This is a genomic window from Actinoplanes sp. NPDC051513, from assembly GCF_044454685.1.
In the GTDB taxonomy this organism is placed as follows: Bacteria; Actinomycetota; Actinomycetes; order Mycobacteriales; family Micromonosporaceae; genus Actinoplanes.
The window spans coordinates 224275-242043 of the sequence record NZ_JBITDW010000010.1; the positions used below are offsets into that span (position 1 = coordinate 224275).

Sequence of the window (17769 nt, forward strand, 5' to 3'; positions counted from 1 at the left end):
TAGCGGCGATGCTCGCCATGCTGGTGGCCGCCTGCGGTCTGGCCATCGCGGTCGCGGGCCCGGCCACCGCGGCCCCGGGTGACACCGGCGACGACGGCGAGGGCGGCTCCAAGTCCGTGATCGAGCAGGTCGAGGCGGCCTCCAAGGGCTACCTCGAGGCCAAGGACGCGCTGGCCGCCTCGAAGAAGCGCCAGGCCGGGCTGACCGCCCAGCTCAAGCAGCTGGACGCCGACCTAGGACCCCGGCAGAAGGCGTTCGACCAGATCATCCAGCAGTCGTACAAGAGCGGCCGGCTCGGGCCGATGAGCGCGCTGCTCACCGCGGGCTCGGCGGGCGGATTCCTGGACCGGGCCGAGACGCTGCAGACGGTCGCGGTCAAGGAGAAGGCCGTTCTCGGCGAACTCCAGGCCACCCGCGACGGCCAGGCCCAGGCGAAGCTCGCGATCGAGGCCACCATCCGTGACCAGCAGAAGCAGGTCAACGTGATGGCCAAGCGCAAGGCACAGGCCGAGAGCGCGCTGAAGGCGGCCAACGCCGGGCAGGACGACCCGCAGCCGAGCGACGGCGGCAGCAGCAAGGGCGCGTCCGCGTTCCAGGGTGGCAGCGGCATGGTGGACGACCCGACCAGCGGTGGCCGCATCACCCAGCGCATGCTGCACGCCATGCAGCAGGCCCAGGCGGCCGGCTTCACCCACTACGTGCACTGCTTCCGCGAGCAGAACAGCGGCGAGCATCCGAAGGGCCGGGCCTGCGACTTCGCGGCCGACAAGGGTGGGTTCGGCGGGGTGGCGACCGGCAGCAGCAAGACGTACGGGAACAACCTGGCGAACTACTTCATCAACAACTCGAGCAAGATCGGCGTGCTCTACGTGATCTGGTTCCGGCGCATCTGGCTGCCTTCGAGCGGCTGGAAGTCGTACTCGGGTGGCAACGGCGACCCGTCGAGCGACCACACCAACCACGTGCATCTATCGGTCAGATAGCTGGACTGGAGGAGTACGAGACCTCATTTCTTCACGAAGGTCTCGTACTCCTTCAGCACGTCCTCGGTCGGGCCGTCCGCCTTGATCACGCCGCCCTCGAGCCAGATGCTGCGCTCGCAGGTGTCCCGGATCGACTGCTCGCTGTGGCTGACCAGGAAGACCGTGCCGGCCTCCTCGCGCAGGTCACGGACCCGCTGCTCGCTGCGCTTGCGGAACTTCGCGTCGCCGGTGGCCAGTGCTTCGTCGATGAGCAGCACGTCGTGCCTCTTGGCCGCGGCGATCGCGAAGCGCAGCCGGGCGCCCATGCCGGACGAGTACGTCCGCATCGGCAGCGAGCTGAAGTCGCCCCGCTCGTTGATGCCGGAGAACTCGATGATGTCCTTGACCTGCCCTTTCACCTCGGCCGGGGTCATGCCCATGGCCAGGCAGCCGAGCGTCACGTTGCGCTCGCCGGAGAGGTCGTTCATCAGCGCCGCGTTCACGCCGAGCAGCGAGGGCTGGCCGGCCGCGTAGATCGCGCCGCCCGGCTCCACCGGCAGCAGCCCGGCGATCGCCCGCAGCAGGGTCGACTTGCCCGAGCCGTTGGTGCCGATCAGCCCGATGGCCTCGCCCTTGTAGGCCACGAAGCTGGCGCCCTTGACCGCGTGCACCTCGCGCACCGCGGCGCTCTTGGTGCGGGTGACCAGCCGCTTGAAGCTGCTCACCGGCGAGTTCTGCGCCGCCGAGACCGAGCCGTGGATGCGGTAGATGATGTGCGCGTTGTCCGCGATGATCGTGGGGATCCGCTCGTCGTCAGCCACGGCCGTAACCCTTCTCTCCACGCCAGAAGTAGGCGTACCCGCCGATGCCCGCGACCAGCGACCAGACGATCGCCTGGATCCACAGCCGCAGCGGCGGCCCGGCCAGCTCGACGTTCTCCATCAGCGCGTGCCGCATGAGCTCGATGAAGACCAGCATCGGGTTCGCCTGGACCACGGCCAGCTTCCACCCGTGCAGGTGCTCGGTGAACTGGGTGACCGGGTAGAGCACGGCCGAGCCGTACATCCAGACGCGCATGATGAATGGGATGAGCTGGCGCAGGTCGTGCAGCTTGGAGCCGAGCCGGGCGACCAGCATCGAGAAGCCCGCGTTGAAGATCGTCTGCAGGATCAGCGCCGGGACCAGCAGCAGCCACTCCCACGTGACCGGCTCGCCGGTGAACAGCACGATGCAGATCAGCACGGTCATCGAGGCGATCATGTTGCGCGCCTCGACCAGGGTGATCGACAGCGGCAGGCTGGCCCGGGGGAAGTGCAGCGCCCGGATCAGGCCGAGGTTGCCGCTGATCGCCTGGACGCTCGCCTGCACCACCGCCTGCGTGTAGCCGAAGATGAAGACGCCGGTGCACAGGTACGGGATGAAGTTGCTGACGCCGTGCTTGGTGTTCAGCAGCACGCCGAAGATCACGTAGTAGACGCCCGCGTTGAACAGCGGGGTCAGCACCTGCCAGATCATGCCGAGCCGGGTGTTGCCCAGCGCGGCCGAGACCTTGGCGCTCGCGAACTCCCAGATGAAGTGCCGGTACGACCAGATCTGCCTGGTGTATTCCGGCAGGCTGGGCAGTCGTCCGGCTGCGCCTAGTCCATGTTTCCGGGCCAACTCCTTGGGGGTCGGCCCGGTGTAGGACTCGACGACGGTCGTCTGAGCCATGGGGTGGTGCTCCGATCTCGTCGGCCCGAGGGGGTCATCGGGTCCTGCTGCTTTCCGCGAGAACACAACATTCAGCATGTCAAGCCGCTGTCGATGGAACGGCTTCGTATCGACGTGACGGAAGGCTAACCGACCAAACGGCGGAACGCAACCGTTACGTCCTGGCGTATAGTGACCGCGTGGCGACAGCGAAGCGTGCACCAGCCGGAGCGGCAGTGCTCCGAGGCGACATCACCGTGGCGATCCGCAACGCGGTCATGCAGGAGCTGGCCGACGTGGGTTACGGCCGGCTCTCCATCGAAGCCGTGGCCCGCCGCGCCGGGGTGGGCAAGACCGCGATCTACCGGCGCTGGGGCAACAAGCTCGAGATGGTCCTCGAGATCGTCTCGGACGTGGCGGGCCGCAGCGTCCCGCTCCCCGACACCGGCAGCTTCGCCGGTGACCTCCAGTTGCTCATGATGATCGTAAGCCGCGCGCTCCAGCACCGGATCGCGTCGCAGATCATCCCCGACCTGATGGCCGAGGCATCCCGCAACCCGCAGATCGCCGAGACCCTCCAGAAGGCGCTGCGCACCCACCAGCAGGCGGTCGGCGACAAGCTTATCGGCCAGGCGATGGCCCGCGGCGAGCTACCCGAGGGCACCGACCCCGACGTGGCGGTCGACCTGATCCTCGGCCCGCTCTACTGGCGGCTCGCGGTGGCGCGCACCCCGCTGGGCGACGACTACCTCGACAAGATGATCACGGCGGTGACGGCGGCGCTGCGCGCGTCGAGCTGAACTCCCGTTCCGCAACCCGGTTGCACTCCGAGATCGGCCCGCGAGGCCGAAGTTAGAGGCCGTTCCCTCCCTCGAGCCAGGAGCCGCCATGCGCAAGCGCGTCGTCGACACCCACGCCCTGGACGCCAGCGCCCTGCTGAAGCGCGCGATGGGCGACGCCGGCAAGCCGGCGAGGGTCAGAACCACGGCGCCGGTGGGTGTCTGGCTGAGCGAGGACGGCACGGTCCGTCTCGACATCTTCGACGACGGCACGTACGACGGGCAGGTCGCCGGCCGCAAACGCCATGCACACGGGACTTACCACATCGACGGCGCGACGATGACTCTGAGCGATGATTCGGGGCTCTACACGCCGGTGATGCTGGGCGAGGGTGAGTTGGAGATGGCCGGGTACCACCTGAGCCCGGTGGGCTACTGACTGATCGCGCCGTTGTCCACACCGACGCGCTGGACGTCGGCGATGACGTCCCACAGGATGCTCGGCGCGGCGGTGCCCTGGACGGTCGAGACCACCTTCTGCCAGCCACCGCGATAGGTGACGGTCAGGCGGTAGGCGAAGAGATCGCAGCATGGGTTCGCCGGCTGGTACGAGCCGCGCAGCCGGAGGAACGCGTTGCTCCCGGCCATCCGCAGCGGCCGCCGGCCGCCGTCGGTCCAGCGGTCGACCACGTACGAGTTCCGGAGTCCCGCGAAGCCGCCCTCGCGATCGAGCACGATCCTGGTGGCCTGGGCGGCCGACTTGGCCTGGGCGGGCGACGTGGCCTGGGCGGGCGACGCGACGGCCGGCGTGAGCACCGCGATGGCGCAGACGGTGAACAGAGTTCTGATGACCTTGCGCATGCGTCGAGCACATCACGACCGCCGCTCAGGATGTGTTCAATCCGCGCAAAACCACCGCTAAGCGAGCGCCGGCTCCGGCTCGGGCGCCGGCTCGGCCGGCTTGCGGGCGTCCAGGCGGAAGCTCAGCACGGCGAGGCCCAGGCCGCTGACGGCGAGGGCCACACCGATCCAGGCCGCGGAGAGGTAGCCCCAGCCGGCGGCGATGACCGCGCCGCCCAGGGCGGCGCCGACGCTGTTGGCGACGTTGCTGGCCGACTGGTTGACGGCGGCGCCCATGAGCTGGGCGCCGGGCGCGACGGCGATCAGCCGGGCCTGCAGGGCCGGGCCGAGGAAGAGACTGGCGGCGCCGACCAGGAACGCGGCGGCGAACAGGCCGACCGGGTAGCGCGCGACGAGACCGAACAGCGCGACCGTGCCGACGATGCCGCCGAAACCCAGCAGGACGGTGCGCTCGAGGTTGCGGTCCGCGACGATGCCGCCGACGGCGTTGCCGACGGTCATGCCCAGGCCCATCAGGGCCAGTACCCACGGGACGGCCGACTCGCTCAAGCCGGTGACGTGCGTGGTGACGGGCGCGATGTAGCTGTTCACCGCGAAGAAGCCGCCGAAGCCGACCGCGCCGACAAGCGCCGCGAGCCAGACCTGGGGCAGGCGGAAGGCGGCGAGCTCGTCGCGCGGCGAGCCGTCGGGGCGTGCCGCGACTTCGGGTACGACCAGGGGCACGGCCACCAGGGTCAGCGCGAAGACGCCGGCCACGGCGAGATAGGCGATCCGCCAGCCGGCGGCCTGTCCGAGGCTGGTGATCAGGGGTACGCCGAAGACGTTGGCCGCGGTCAGCCCGCCCAGCACGACGGCGAAGCCGCGGCCCTGGCTGCCGGGGCCGAGCATGGCGGCGGCGAGCAGTCCGGCCGCGCCGAAGTACGCGCCGTGGGCCAGCGCCGCGACGAACCGGCCGACGAGCACCAGGCCGAAGGTGGGCGCGAGCGCGGAAGCCACCGTGCCGATCACGAACAGGCCCAGCAGGCCGACCACCAGGCGGCGGCGTGGCATGCGGGCGGTGAGCACGGCGATCGTCGGGGCGCCGACCACGACGCCGAGCGCGTAGATCGTGATCATCCAGCCGGCCTGGGCCACGGCGTCGGCACTGGAGTGCGCGTACGCGTCGGGCAGCAGATCGCGGGCCATGTCGGGCAGCAGGCCCATGGCCACGAACTCGGTCAGGCCCAGGCCGAAGCCGCCGAGGGCGAGGGTGAGCAGGGCTGCCCAGCGGCGGCCGGCGGTGAGTTTCTCCACGTCCTCGACTCTAGAACGTTCTAGATGGTGGCATCGTAGAACGTTCTAGTGATCACACGTAGACTTCCCGGTCATGCGGGCAGGGGAGCGGCGACCGACGCTGGCCGACGTCGCGGCCGAGGCGGGCGTCTCGGTCGCGCTGGTCTCGATCGTCATGCGCGACGCCCCCGGCGCCAGCGCCGCCACCCGCCTGCGGGTCCTCGAGGTCGCCCGCCGCCTCGACTACCAGCCCGACAGCCGAGCCCGGCTGCTGCGCAGCGGCCAGAGCCGGCTGCTCGGGGTCGTCTTCGCCGTCCAGCACCCGTTCCACGACGACGTGCTGACCGGCCTCTACGACGCGGCCGACCGGATCGGGTACGAGCTGACGCTCAGCGCCGTGACCCCGCGCCGCGACGAACGCACCGCCTTCGCCGGCCTGCTCCAGGACCGCTGCGCCGCGCTGATCCTGCTCGGCCCGCTGTCGCCCACCACCGAGCTGGCCGCGCTGGCCGAGCGCATGCCGGTCGTGGTGATGTTCAAGGCCGTACGTCACCGGGCCGTCGACGTGGTGCGCACGGACGACTCGCGCGGTCTCTCCCTCGCCGTCGACCATCTGGTCGGGCTGGGCCACCGCCGGATCGCACACGTCGACGGCGCCCGCTGGGTGGCATCCGGCGACCGGCGCCAGGGCTACAAGGACGCGATGCGCCGCCACGGCCTCGAGGAGTTCATCCGGGTCATCCCCGGCGGCTCCGGCGAGGAGGACGGCGCCCGGGCCGCCCGGCGCCTGCTGGACGACCCGCCGACCGCGGTCACCATGTTCAACGACCTGGCCGCCACCGGCCTGCTCGACGGCCTGCGCCGCGGCGGTCTCGAGGTGCCCGGCGACATCAGCGTGGTCGGCTACGACGACAGCAGCTTCAGCCGGCTCGCCCACATCGACCTGACCACGGTCGCCCAGGACATCGACACGATGAGCACACTCGCGGTGTCCCGCGCGGTCGAGCGCATCGCCGGCACGCCCATCGCCCATCGCGAGACCGTGATCCCACCGCACCTGGTCATCCGGGGCACCACCGGGCCGCCGCGATGAAAATAAATCCTCGGCCTGCGCGCGGCAGTGGGGGTGACCGACGACCTGCAGGCGCGGCGCTGGGTGTTCGCGCCGTCGCTAAGCGCGGCGGCGCCCAGGCCGATCGGGAGGTAGGGGCTAGGAGAGGGGTCGGATGCGAGGCCGGTCGTTCGCGCTGGCGTTGGCGGCACTGCCGCTCTGGCTGACCGGCTGCGGCGGCACACCGTCGCCCACCGCCTCGTCGTCGCCGACCCCGACCTCCGGGCCGTGGGTGCTCCTCGACTCGGGCAGCCCGACGCCCGGCCCGCGCGACTCGTGGTACACCGGCTCGCGCCCGGCCGGTCTGCCGCCGGTGTCGTTCCTGCCGACCGACTCGGCGTCCTGCGCGGTCGGCCGGCCCGATTCCGGGCAGGTGCTGATCCCGATGAACATCACCCCGGTCGCGGGCGGATTCAAGATCGAATGGCCTTCGGCGTACGGGTCTTACTACCGCATCACGGCTGTCCCACAGGGTTTGGTGGCGGGTCCGCAGCCCGAGCCGTCCTGGGCGACCGTCAACGCCGGCTCCGGCTGCACGGTGTCGACCACGCTCACGGGGCTGACGTCGGGCGCGCCGTACATCATCTGGCTGGACGCCCCGGACACCCCACGCGGCGCCGACGGCGCCCGAAGCCTCTACAGCGGCAAATCCGGCGTCGTGAAACCCCTGTAGCGGCGTGGGCGTCGATCAGGCGATCGCGGCGATGTCGCCGTCGTCGAAGTAGATCGCCTGATGGAGGCGGCCACCCAGCGCCTCGGCGTAGCGCGCGACGACGTCCTGGCCGGAGACCTTGCCCTGCTCGATCTGTGACACCCGGCCCTTGGTGATCCCCATCCGCTCGGCGACCTGCTGCTGCGTCAACCCGCGGGCCCGGCGCACCTCGGCCAGCCGGTGTCCCACGACGGCGGCGAGCAGCTCCTGCTTGCCGGCCGCGACCGCCTCCTCGCCGCCCGCCCGTTCGACGTACTCGGCTCGGATGTCCCGCCAGCGCGAGTACTCGCTCATGCCTCGTCCTCCCGATCGCCGCGTTCCTTCAAGTAGACCTCGTATCGCTGTTCGGCCGCCGCGACGGGCCGCATCCACGCCGGCCACGCAGGCACCTGGCCGGGGGGCCAGGCCGGGGGCCCAGCCTGGCCATCGCGGCCCGGTCTGGCCATCGCGGCCCGGTCTGGCCATCGCGGCCCGGTCTGGCCATCGCGGCCCAGTCTGGCCATCGCGGCCCAATCTGGCCATCCCGGTCCGGCGTGGCCACCGAAACGGCGACGGGCTGCGCCTACCGCGACCACGCATGCGCCGCGGCATGGGTAGGCCGGCCACCGCGCTCAGCCCGGTGGCCGCGGCACGGGCTGTCTTGGCAGGAGATCGCGCTGCTCGAACGGGCCGGGCGCTTTTGCGTTTGTGGGCGGGCCGACGCCGTACGGAAAAGGCAGTTTGTCCGTGTGGTAAGCGTGACTCCGGCGATGTGGCTCGAACGGGGGTTAGGAAGCGATGGTGTTGCGGCCGCTGAATTTGGCGGCGTACAGGCGGTCGTCGGCCGCTCGGAACAAGGCGTCGCCGGTCATGTCGGGGGTCAGGGTGGCGAGGCCGACGCTCACCGTGAGGCGCACGCCGGGGATGATGTCGGAGTGGGAGACCGCGGTGCGGATGCGCTCGGCCACCTCCCGGCCCACCGTCAGATCGCCGCGGAGGAAGAGTGTGAACTCGTCGCCGGCGTAGCGGACCGGGACATCCTCGGCGCGGCAGTGCGCGCGAAGGATGCGGGCCACCTCGCGCAGTGCCCGGTCGCCGACCGAGTGCGAGTAGGCGTCGTTGACCGCCTTGAAGTGGTCGACGTCGACCAACAGCAGGACCAGCGGCGGGGTCAGCCTCGCCGAGTCGATGCGGTGCAGCAGCAGGTCGAAGCGGCGGCGGTTGCCCAGTCCCGTGAGCGGGTCGCGGAGCACCTCGCGCTCGGCCCTGGCCCTCGCCGCCTCGGCCTCCTCCTGCTGGCGGGCCTGGCGGAGCATCGCCAGGCGTTGCAGGCGCACCCGCCACAGCTCGCGGGTCTGGCCCTCGACCGCGTCGAACATGTCTCGGCTGGACTGGCCGTCGTCGATCTCGAGGGCGGTGATGGCCAGCTCGAAGCGGATGATCGGCTTCTCGTCGGGGCGGCCGCCGAAGGCGCACAGCTCGCGGGCCGCGATCAGCTCGGTACGCGCCTCGTGCAGGGCGCCCTGGGCGCGCAGGCTGATGCCGAGCGCGAGGTGGGCCATCCGGGCGTATTGGAAGCTCTCGGCCGCGCGTAACGGGAGGATCGCGTCGCGAGCCAGCTTCTCGGCGGGGATCACGTCGCCGAGCTTCGCCTGGGCGAGCGCCAGCATCGCGGCCGCGCCGACGTCGTCGGGGCGCTGGTCGACGTGCCGGCGGGTGATCGCGGCGCTGCGGCGCAGGCGGGTGGCGCTCTCGTCGTGCCGGCCGACGTGGTCGAGGCGCAGGCCCCAGTAGAGCAGCGTGGTCGCGTGCACCAGGTCGAACGCCGAGGTGGCCTCGCTGAGCTGCTCGTAGCTGGCGGCCGCGGTCTCGTACATCTCGGCGGCGGTGGCGGCCTCGGCGAACGAGCAGAGCGCGGAGATTCGCCGGTCGCGGCCGGGGTGCGGGACGTCGAGGAGCACGGCGGCGCGGGCCAGGTTGCGCATGGCGTCGACGTAGCGGACCCGCAGCACGTCGAACTGGGCCAGGTCGCACAGGGTCTTGGCCTCGCCGAGCGCCGACCCGGCGGCGCGGTGCATGCGCAGCAGCTCGGCGGCGAGCTCGGCGCCTTCCTGGAAGCGGCCCATGTGCAGGTTGGCGTACATTTTGCCCTGCACGAGGAACGGGATGGTCTTGCGGTCGCCGCAGAGCCGGGCCAGCGCCAGGTACGCGTCGGCGGCCTCGATCGCCTCGTGCCCGCGGCCGGTGTTGGCCAGCCGGTGCACGCGGAGGGCGTGCAGATGCAGCGGACCGAACGCGGTGACCGGGACCGGTAGGCCTTCCATGCGACCCAGTATCAACAAAACCGGTCAGATCAACTATGGGTGACGGCCCGGCATGGTCGATGTTGAAGACATCGTTGATCGCTCATTTCGTGACATATTTGTCGAGCCCGTCGACGAGCATCGCCAAACCGAGCTCGAAACGCTCGTCGGTACCGCCGCCGACCATGTCCTTGGCGTGCTTGCGGAGGTTGGGGAACTCTTCCTCGGGGAGCTGCTCGAAGTAGCTCACCAGGTCGTTGCCGAGCTCGACGACGAAGTTCTCCCGGCCGGAGCCGGCCACGCCCACCTCGCCGCGCCAGATGGACATCTCGTACGCGTCGGCGGTGATGTAGAGGAAGATCCGGTCCATCGCCCAGGAGGCGACTCGCGGCGGGACGCCGCCGGCCAGCATCGTGCCCAGCATCGCCTCGGAGATGCGCAGCGCGTTGGGGCCGGTGGGGATGGTGGCGAGCGCGGCGCGGGCCAGGTCGTTGTGGTCGAGCAGCACCTGATGGCCGGCCCGGGCCATCTCGAGGATCTGCTCCTTCCACCGGGCCGGCTCGAGCACGGGGATCGGCATCAGGCCGCAGATCTCGTCGAACATGAGCTGGAGCAGCTCGTCCTTGTTGGTCACGTGGGCGTAGAGGCTCGACGGGCCGGTGTCGAACTCGGCCGCGATGCGCCGCATGCTGACCCCGTCGATGCCCTCGACCTTCACGATGCGCAGGGCGGCCTGCACGATCTGGTCGCGGCTCAACGGGGCCTTGGCGGTGCGCTGCGGCTTGATCGCCCGCCGGAGGAACGGTGACTCCTTCATTGTCGGCCAATTTACCTTGACGCGAACGATGTTCGCTAGTAGAACGGTGTTCGTGACAACGAACACCGTTCAGAACGCCGCAAGGCTTCCCGCTGCGAGCGCCTACCGCTACCGCTGGGTGGCGCTCTTCGTGATCCTGAGCGTCGAGGTGATGGACCTGCTCGACGCCCTGGTCACCAACATCGCCGGCCCGTCGATCCGCCTCGAGCTCGGCGGGTCGTACAGCCTCATCCAGTGGCTCGGCGCGGCATACACCCTCGCCATGGCGATCGGCCTGCTCACCGGCGGCCGCCTCGGCGACATCTACGGCCGCCGCCGGATGTTCCTGATCGGCGCCGCCGGCTTCACAGTCGCCTCGCTGGCCTGTGGCATCGCCCAGTCGCCGACCCAGCTGATCGTGGGCCGGGCCGTGCAGGGCCTGTTCGGCGCGGTCATGCTGCCCCAGGGCCTCGGCATGATCAAGCAGATGTTCTCCGACCGCGAGCAGGCCAAGGCGTTCGGCGCGTTCGGGCCGGTGATGGGCCTGTCCTCGGTGGCCGGCCCGGTCCTGGCCGGTTGGCTCGTCGACGCGGACTACTTCGGCTCGGGCTGGCGGATGATCTTCTTCATCAACCTGCCGCTCGGCGTCTTCGCGGTCTTCGGCGCGATCAAGTTCCTGCCCGAGTTCAAGAGCGAGCGGGCGCCGCGTCTCGACGTGCTCGGTGTGCTGCTGGCCGCGGTCGGCGCGTTCCTGCTGCTCTACCCGCTGGTGCAGGGCCGCGAGCTGGATTGGCCGGTGTGGTGCTTCCTGCTGCTGGCCGTCGGCATCATCGTCTTCGGCCTGTTCGCGATGTACGAGACCCGCCGCGAACGCCGGCGGCTCGACCCGCTGGTGACGCCCAGCCTGTTCCGCAAGCGCGCCTTCTCCGGCGGTCTCGCGGTCGGCCTGGTCTTCTTCGCCTCGCTCATCGGCACCGGCCTGGTCTTCACGTTCTACCTGCAGATCGGGCTCGGCTACTCGCCGCTCAAGGCCGGCCTCACCACGCTGCCGCAGGCGCTGGGCACGGTCGCCGGTTTCGTCGCGGCGGGCGCCGGGCTGGCCGAGAAGATGGGCCGCAAGCTGCTGCTCATCGGCACGGCCGTCATGATCGTCGCGACCGTGGGGTTCGCGCTGACCGTGCGGCTCGCGGGGGCGAGCATCACGCCGTACCACTTCATCCCGGCGATGGTGCTGCTCGGCGTCGGCATGGGCCTGGCGATGGCGCCGTTCTTCAACATCGTGCTGGCCGGCGTCGACCACGAGGAGACCGGCTCGGCGTCCGGGGCTCTCACCTCGGTACAGCAGCTGGGCGGGGCGTTCGGCATCGCGGTCCTCGGCACGATCTTCTTCGCGATCCTGCCCGGCCAGGTGGCGTCCCACGTGGACGGCTCGGCCGCCGAGCTGCGGACGGTGCTCACCACGTCGGGCGTGCCGTCCGACGCGCAGCCCGCGGTCATCGCCGGCCTGCGGGATTGCCTGCGCGACCGCACCGCGGAAGACGACCCCGACGTGGTGCCGGCCAGCTGCACCGGCGCCGGCTCACCGTCGCCGGAGATCCAGGCGTACGGGCAGGAGCAGGTTCGCGCCGGGTTCCAGAACGCCACGGTCCGGACGACGGGGGTGACCCTGCTGTTGCTCTTGCTCGCCTTCGGGCTGGCCTTCCTGCTTCCCAAGAAGGCCAGGCCCGAAGAGGTGGGCGCGCATTAGCGAACGCGCACTAGCGAACCGGGAGACCGGCCTCGCGCCAGGCCTTGAAACCGCCGGCGAGGTCGGTCGCCCGGTGCAGGCCCAGGTCCTTCAGCGACGCCGCGGCCAGGCTGCTCGTGTAGCCCTCCTGGCAGGTGACGATCACCTCGAGGTCGTAGCTGTTCGCGAACGGCAGCCGGGCCTCGCTGCGCGGGTCGAGCCGCCATTCCAGGACGTTGCGCTCGATCACGATCGCGTCCGGGAACTCGCCGAACTCGGCTCGCTGCGCGGCCGGGCGGATGTCGACGAGGACGGCGCCGCGGCGCAGGGCGGTGGCCGTCTCGTGCGGGCCGACCCGGTCGAGGCGGGCGCGGGCGCTCGCCAGGATCTCGTCGATGCCGACCGAGCCGGCGGGCGGGGTCAGCAGCGATGTCACCACTGCACCCCGGCCTTCTCGACGGTGCGCACCTCGAGACCGTCCCGGCCGAGGCGGTACCGGGTCATCGTGGTGAGCGCCGGGCCATACACGTGGATGCTCACCGCCGGGCGCGAGGAGCGGTTGGTGATGCGGTGGATGTGCCGGGTGCTGAACCGGCGGCCGGCGCCCTCGCCGAGCTCACGGCCGGTGAGGTGCGGTGACCCGCCGGCCGTGGTGGTGACGGTGTCCTCGGTGAGGCTGCCGGCGAAGACGTGGAACGCGCCGGCCGAGCCGCCGTGGTCGTGCAGGTCGGTGCTCTGGCCGGGCAGCCAGGTGAGCAGCCAGACCTCGTGGTCGTCGGCCACGTGGAGGCGCTCGTACCAGCGGCTCACCGGGTTGAAGCGCGGGGCGACGGGCCAGTGCTCCGGGCCGGCCGCGAACCGGGTCGCGATGGCGAGGTGGTCGAGACGAACGTCGACGGCGGTCACAAAAGCTCCTCGATTGTATCCATTGCCTATCGGTCCTATAGGTTTACCGCCCTAATGCGGCCAAGGATAGCGCCTGGCCCGGCAGGTGGGGCGGAATGTCAGCCGATCAGTACTACGAGACGCCGAAAATCGCAGCTCAGCTGGGACAGCAAGCGCTGGCGCAGTGCGCCAGATCGGTCGCCAGATCGGCGACGAGAGGGATACCCGTCCGCTGCATGACCCTCATGGTGGCGTGGCGATGATCAGCGGTCAAATCTGTTCCGCGATGTGGGAGCGGGGACGGCGGCGCAGCCGCGCCAGTTGAGCCTGGTCGCCGGCGGGGCCGGGAGACGAGCGCCGGCAGCACGCGCGACGCCGCGGGCCGCCGTGGCCGGTGGGCGCGCGATGCCGATCGCGGGCTCGGCCGCGACGTACTCCATGACGACCCACCACCGGCCGTCCCAGGGGATCGCGTTGAAGATCTTCGCGGCGGCCGGGTCGTGCAACCGGACGTCGAGCGCCTCGCGGGCCGCGGCCTCGGTGGCGAACTCCTCGACCGTGACGGTGCGTAACAGCAGCTCGTCCTCGGCGAGCCAGATACGGCCCGTCCTGCCCTGGCCGATCACCGTGATCAGCCGGTATCGGTCGTCGACCCGTTCCTTTTCGGATCCGGGCCCGCTTCGGGAAAGCACGCACGCCGCGGTCATGCCCACCATTCGGCGCGCCCGCCCGCGCGGATGGGTGGCTCTCACCACCAGCCGCGGCGCTTGGCCCAGGTCAGCAGCAACGCGGACATGACGGCCATGACGAGCAGGACGGCCACCAGCTGCGGGACCTTGGTGTGCTCGTTGACGATGATGTTCATGCCGTAGACCGAGGAGAGCGCCGTGATCGGCAGCGTGACCACGGCGATCACGGCGAGCCGCTCGGCGGCGACCGTCATCTTGGTCTCGGCCCGCGCGCGGTAGAACTCGATCACGCCCTGGAGGTACTCCCGCTCGCCGTCGGCCAGCCCGCGGATCCTGCTGAGCTGGTCGACCAGGTCGTTGACCAGCGGCAGGTCGCCGGCCGGGATCCGGGCCTCCAGCGCGGCGATCCGGCCGTACACCTCGGCGCCGAGCGCGCCCATCGTGCGGACCGAGAGCAGGCCGTGCCGCGCCTGGAACAGCTCCTCCAGGAACTCCTCGGGATTGCCCATGTGGCCGCCGGTGACCCGCTGCTCGAGGTGCCACACGTCGGTGGTCACCTCCTCGATGAACGCCTCCAGCCGGTGGATGAGGGCCGAGGTGATCGCGTACGACAGCTCGTACGGCGAATCGGGCCGCAAACGTCCCGCCTCGAGCCGCCGGCGCACCCCGTCGGTCTCGCGCAGCGCCACTTCGGGGGAAAGGCTCGGATTGATCGGGCCATGCACGGTCACGACATACTTTTCGCCGATTATCTGATCGAGCTCGAGATAGTGGACGTGTCCGGATGGTCCCCGCTCCGGACCGTGAAGGATCAACAGCTGATGATGCGGATAAATCCGGACACGTGGCACGCGATTCCGATGCATACAGTCGCGGACCGCGAGAGGGTGGCAACGTAACACGTCGGTGAGCAACGTGATCGCCTCGTCGGAGCACTCCGGAATGTCCACCCACACCAGTGCGCCGGGCCGTTCCAGCAGGCCCTCGACCTCGGCCAGGGTGTGCGTCTCCACCCCGTCGGCGGACAGTGACAACACACGGATCCCGGCCACTGCTTTACGCTAGACCTGAAAGAAGCTCGTAGCGCTTTGCCTCTTTCCGAACAACACGTGAAAAGCCGCCCTCAGCGATCGCGCCGACACGCTCCGTACGTGAAATTGGGCTTTGAATCACCGGATCGGCTCGGGGCCTCAGCCGTTAAGGCGGAAAACCCGTCAGCAGGGTCAACTCGAATCGAGAAAGCTATATGGTGACCTGCGCCGCCGAGAACCGGTGCCGGAGGCTACCTCGCCCACACCTCCGACTCCACGATCAACGAGGACGGACACGTGTTGAAGTCACGCCGCGGCCTTCTTGCCGCCGGCCTTGCGGTAGCCGTGGTCGGCGCCCTGGGCGTTGCCTCGACCCTGAACGCGGGCGCGGAACAGATCACGGGCGCTGCCGAGCAGGCGCCCGCCGCGGCAGCCGCCGCCGGCATGCCCGGCGTCGCGACACCTCCCACGAACCTGCCCTGGGGCGAGCGTCCGCAGAGGGTGCGCAAGGGCCGCGCCGGCGCCTCTGCCAGGACCCTGCGGGCCGAAGGCTTCGACGCCGCCGCCAACGACACGAGCGGCTCCACTCAGCCCCGCGGCCGGTACGCGCCGAAGGGCCGCTGGGCGAAGAACACGTACCTCAAGACGGAGCAGACGGACATCGCTCCGCCCGGGCCGCCGGAAGCGTCGGCCGAACCGACCACCGAACCGACCACGGGGCCTGAGGCGACGACCGCCACGACGGAACCGACCGAGGACGCGACGACCGAGGCGACGACCGAGGAGACCGCGGCGCCCGAGGAGACCGCGACGGGCGAGTCGGTTCCCGAGGAGTCGACGCCGGAGCCCACCGCTTCGTCGAAGTCGGCCGCGCCCGAGCCGAGCGGCGCCACCGGCAGTGACGACGTCTACTACCTCTACAACGTCGGGTCGCAGGCGGCCGAGACCGACGGCTTCTACACGAACGCCTACATCGCCAAGCCGAAGCTGAACAAGGCCGATTACCACACGCTGGGCGAGCTGGCTGTGCAGTCCGCCGACGGCAAGCAGATCGTCGAGGTCGGCTGGACCGTCGACCGCGTGGTGAACGGCGACGACGACCCGCACCTGTTCGTCTACCACTGGGTCAACCGCGAAGAGAGCTGCTACAACGGCTGCGGCTTCGTGCAGTACAGCAAGAACATGAAGCCGGGCGACACCCTCGCCGCCGACACCACCAAGAAGTTCGCCATCCAGTACTTCAACGGCGCCTGGTGGGTCGCGTTCGACTCGGAGTGGATCGGCTACTTCCCCGAGCAGTTGTGGAACGACGAGGGCGTCAAGTTCAGCAAGTCCGGTCTCGTGCAGGTCTTCGGTGAGGTCGCCGCCTCCCGGCTGGAGCCGTGCAGCACCGACATGGGCAACGGCCAGTCCGCCGACGTCGAGAAGAGCAGCTCGGCCTACATGGCGAGCATCACCTACATCAACGGCCCGGCCGTGGCGATGTACATGCGCTCCACGACCGGCTTCTATCCGCTGACGATCCTGAGCGCTCGAACATTCCGGTACGGCGGGCCGGGTAAGCCCCTCGAACCCAAGACCTGCAGCGGCTGAGGTTCTCTTTGACGCGATGCCCGGCCCCGGCGAGGGGGACCGGGCATCGCCCTGTTGCGGGCTCCGCGCCCGCCGATCGAACCGGCTTCACCTCGACGGTGTACAAGTGGGTGGCAGGCGGACTCGGGCGGAGGGCATGGCGCGGATGAGGCGACGGGTGAGCCCCGACGAGGAGCTGATGACCGCGCTCTACAACGAGCACTACGCGGTCATGCTCAGCTTCGTCCTGCGCTACGTGCACGATCGGCACCGTGCGGAAGACATGGTGCAGGAGACCCTCCTGCGGGCCTGGAAGCACATCGACCACCTTGACACCGACCAGGGGCGTACCCGCTCGTACCTGCTGACCATCGCGCGGAACGTGGTGACCAACGCCTGGCGGGCCGAGCAGCGCCGCCCACACCTGGTGGCCGACGAGGTCGCGGTCAACACCATGCCGACCGAGGACAACGTCGACCAGTTGGTCGAGGGCTGGCTGGTGGCCGAGGCTCTCGAGCGGCTGTCCGCCGATCATCAGGCGGTGGTCAGGGCCATGTACTACGAGGGGCAGAGCGTGGCGGAGGCGGCGCGACGGCTGTCCGTGCCCGAGGGAACGGTGAAATCCCGGGCATATTACGCGGTAAGGGCGCTGCGCACGGCATTCGAAGAGATGGGGGTGCTGCGTTGAGCCTCGATCACGACGACCTGCGGCGGCTGCTCGGTGGTTACCTGCTCGGCGGCCTGGACGAGGCGGACACCGATCGGCTCGACTCTCATCTGCGGGACTGTGACGAGTGCCGCGACGAGTTGGACCGGCTGGCGCCCGTACCCGAGCTGTTGCAACGCCTGCCCGATGCCCAGCGCGCGGCCGGCGGCGCGGCGCAACCACCGATCAGCTTGGCCGCCCGCCCGAGCCAGGAGAACGTCGAGGGTCTGCTGCGCCGCATGCGCGCCGAGCGGTCCCGGGAAAATCGCATGGCGCGCGTACGCTGGCTGGCCGCGGCCGCCGTCGTGCTGGTCGCCGCCGTCATCGGGGTGGGGGTGATCCGCGGCAGCCGGGAAAGTCAGCCGCCGCAGGTGTTACCGAGCCCTCAGCTGGTGACGGCCCAGTTCGAGGCGGCCCAGGGCAGCGGGATGACCGGCGAGGCGGTGCTCACGCCCAAGACCTGGGGCGTGTCGATCGCGCTGGACGTGACCAAGCTGCGCGGTGAGGGGCCGTTCCTCTGCCGGGTGAAGAGCATGCGCGGCACGGTCGAGCAGGCGGCGGCGTGGGGGCCGACCCCGAGCGGCAACGCCAAGGTCATCGGGGCCAGCTCCATCCAGCTGCGCGATGTGGAATCGGTGAGCGTCGCCGACCATTACGGCCACCTGCTCGGCACCGCCACGGTCGACTAGCGCCAGT

At 70.2% G+C, this 17769-nt stretch carries 20 protein-coding genes; 9 read left to right on the forward strand and 11 right to left on the reverse strand.

Annotated features, from left to right (window positions below):
* Positions 1 to 8 precede the first annotated feature (8 nt).
* Complete coding sequence (locus ACIA5D_RS30180; protein WP_396033812.1) at positions 9 to 983, forward strand: coiled-coil domain-containing protein; 975 nt, start codon at positions 9 to 11, stop codon at positions 981 to 983.
* 23 nt (positions 984 to 1006) lie between these two features.
* On the opposite strand, the gene ACIA5D_RS30185 is transcribed toward ACIA5D_RS30180, so the two are convergent.
* Both ACIA5D_RS30185 and ACIA5D_RS30190 read right to left on the reverse strand, forming a co-directional pair.
* Positions 1007 to 1783: an ABC transporter ATP-binding protein gene (locus ACIA5D_RS30185; RefSeq protein ID WP_396033689.1), complete on the reverse strand. Its 777-nt coding sequence runs from the start codon at positions 1781 to 1783 to the stop codon at positions 1007 to 1009.
* Positions 1776 to 2672 carry an ABC transporter permease gene (locus ACIA5D_RS30190; protein ID WP_396033690.1) on the reverse strand — a complete coding sequence of 299 codons (897 nt, stop codon included), beginning with the start codon at positions 2670 to 2672 and terminating at the stop codon, positions 1776 to 1778. Before ACIA5D_RS30190 ends, ACIA5D_RS30185 begins: the two co-directional genes overlap by 8 nt.
* 179 nt (positions 2673 to 2851) lie before the next feature.
* On the opposite strand from ACIA5D_RS30190, the gene ACIA5D_RS30195 reads away from it, so the two are divergent.
* Together ACIA5D_RS30195 and ACIA5D_RS30200 are read left to right on the forward strand one after the other, a co-directional pair.
* Positions 2852 to 3451 (forward strand): TetR/AcrR family transcriptional regulator, encoded by a 600-nt coding sequence (locus ACIA5D_RS30195; RefSeq protein WP_396033691.1) that lies wholly within the window; start codon positions 2852 to 2854, stop codon positions 3449 to 3451.
* 88 nt (positions 3452 to 3539) lie between these two features.
* Complete coding sequence (locus ACIA5D_RS30200; RefSeq protein ID WP_396033692.1) at positions 3540 to 3869, forward strand: Atu4866 domain-containing protein; 330 nt, start codon at positions 3540 to 3542, stop codon at positions 3867 to 3869.
* Here ACIA5D_RS30200 and ACIA5D_RS30205 read toward each other — a convergent pair.
* Together ACIA5D_RS30205 and ACIA5D_RS30210 are read right to left on the reverse strand one after the other, a co-directional pair.
* Positions 3863 to 4291, reverse strand: coding sequence for a hypothetical protein (locus ACIA5D_RS30205; protein ID WP_396033693.1), 429 nt, complete (start codon positions 4289 to 4291; stop codon positions 3863 to 3865). The two genes, ACIA5D_RS30200 and ACIA5D_RS30205, sit on opposite strands and share 7 nt — an antisense overlap.
* A 57-nt stretch (positions 4292 to 4348) precedes the next feature.
* Positions 4349 to 5584 carry an MFS transporter gene (locus ACIA5D_RS30210; RefSeq protein WP_396033694.1) on the reverse strand — a complete coding sequence of 412 codons (1236 nt, stop codon included), beginning with the start codon at positions 5582 to 5584 and terminating at the stop codon, positions 4349 to 4351.
* A 73-nt stretch (positions 5585 to 5657) separates the two neighbouring features.
* Between ACIA5D_RS30210 and ACIA5D_RS30215 the strand changes: the two genes are divergently transcribed.
* The gene (locus ACIA5D_RS30215; RefSeq protein WP_396033695.1) at positions 5658 to 6656 is read left to right on the forward strand and encodes a LacI family DNA-binding transcriptional regulator; all 999 of its coding nucleotides are present in this window, start codon (positions 5658 to 5660) and stop codon (positions 6654 to 6656) included.
* Between the two features lie 133 nt (positions 6657 to 6789).
* Entirely contained in the window at positions 6790 to 7347 is a 558-nt protein-coding gene (locus ACIA5D_RS30220; RefSeq protein ID WP_396033696.1) for a hypothetical protein, read from the forward strand.
* A gap of 15 nt (positions 7348 to 7362) precedes the next feature.
* On the opposite strand, the gene ACIA5D_RS30225 is transcribed toward ACIA5D_RS30220, so the two are convergent.
* From ACIA5D_RS30225 to ACIA5D_RS30235, 3 genes are all read right to left on the reverse strand, one after another.
* Positions 7363 to 7680 carry a helix-turn-helix domain-containing protein gene (locus ACIA5D_RS30225; RefSeq protein ID WP_396033697.1) on the reverse strand — a complete coding sequence of 106 codons (318 nt, stop codon included), beginning with the start codon at positions 7678 to 7680 and terminating at the stop codon, positions 7363 to 7365.
* Positions 7681 to 8153: 473 nt separating this feature from the next.
* Positions 8154 to 9689, reverse strand: a complete 1536-nt coding sequence (locus ACIA5D_RS30230) for a diguanylate cyclase (RefSeq protein ID WP_396033698.1) — start codon at positions 9687 to 9689, stop codon at positions 8154 to 8156.
* Positions 9690 to 9771: 82 nt separating this feature from the next.
* A complete protein-coding gene (locus ACIA5D_RS30235; protein ID WP_396033699.1) occupies positions 9772 to 10485 on the reverse strand; it encodes a TetR/AcrR family transcriptional regulator in 714 nt (237 codons plus the stop codon).
* 52 nt (positions 10486 to 10537) lie between these two features.
* Between ACIA5D_RS30235 and ACIA5D_RS30240 the strand changes: the two genes are divergently transcribed.
* Entirely contained in the window at positions 10538 to 12211 is a 1674-nt protein-coding gene (locus ACIA5D_RS30240) for an MFS transporter (RefSeq protein WP_396033700.1), read from the forward strand.
* A gap of 10 nt (positions 12212 to 12221) precedes the next feature.
* Here ACIA5D_RS30240 and ACIA5D_RS30245 read toward each other — a convergent pair whose 3' ends face one another.
* From ACIA5D_RS30245 to ACIA5D_RS30260, 4 genes are all read right to left on the reverse strand, one after another.
* Positions 12222 to 12629, reverse strand: a complete 408-nt coding sequence (locus ACIA5D_RS30245; RefSeq protein ID WP_396033701.1) for a rhodanese-like domain-containing protein — start codon at positions 12627 to 12629, stop codon at positions 12222 to 12224.
* Positions 12623 to 13096: a cysteine dioxygenase gene (locus ACIA5D_RS30250; protein WP_396033702.1), complete on the reverse strand. Its 474-nt coding sequence runs from the start codon at positions 13094 to 13096 to the stop codon at positions 12623 to 12625. Before ACIA5D_RS30250 ends, ACIA5D_RS30245 begins: the two co-directional genes overlap by 7 nt.
* 242 nt (positions 13097 to 13338) lie before the next feature.
* Positions 13339 to 13782 (reverse strand): hypothetical protein, encoded by a 444-nt coding sequence (locus ACIA5D_RS30255; RefSeq protein WP_396033703.1) that lies wholly within the window; start codon positions 13780 to 13782, stop codon positions 13339 to 13341.
* A 41-nt stretch (positions 13783 to 13823) separates the two neighbouring features.
* Positions 13824 to 14816 (reverse strand): magnesium transporter CorA family protein, encoded by a 993-nt coding sequence (locus ACIA5D_RS30260; protein ID WP_396033704.1) that lies wholly within the window; start codon positions 14814 to 14816, stop codon positions 13824 to 13826.
* Positions 14817 to 15092: 276 nt separating this feature from the next.
* Between ACIA5D_RS30260 and ACIA5D_RS30265 the strand changes: the two genes are divergently transcribed.
* The 3 genes from ACIA5D_RS30265 to ACIA5D_RS30275 all read left to right on the forward strand — a co-directional run bounded on the left by ACIA5D_RS30265 (position 15093) and on the right by ACIA5D_RS30275 (position 17762).
* Complete coding sequence (locus tag ACIA5D_RS30265; protein WP_396033705.1) at positions 15093 to 16388, forward strand: neprosin family prolyl endopeptidase; 1296 nt, start codon at positions 15093 to 15095, stop codon at positions 16386 to 16388.
* A gap of 145 nt (positions 16389 to 16533) precedes the next feature.
* Complete coding sequence (locus ACIA5D_RS30270; protein ID WP_396033706.1) at positions 16534 to 17055, forward strand: sigma-70 family RNA polymerase sigma factor; 522 nt, start codon at positions 16534 to 16536, stop codon at positions 17053 to 17055.
* Complete coding sequence (locus tag ACIA5D_RS30275; protein WP_396033707.1) at positions 17052 to 17762, forward strand: zf-HC2 domain-containing protein; 711 nt, start codon at positions 17052 to 17054, stop codon at positions 17760 to 17762. The genes ACIA5D_RS30270 and ACIA5D_RS30275 overlap by 4 nt, the downstream gene beginning before the upstream one ends.
* The last annotated feature ends 7 nt before the right edge of the window (positions 17763 to 17769 follow it).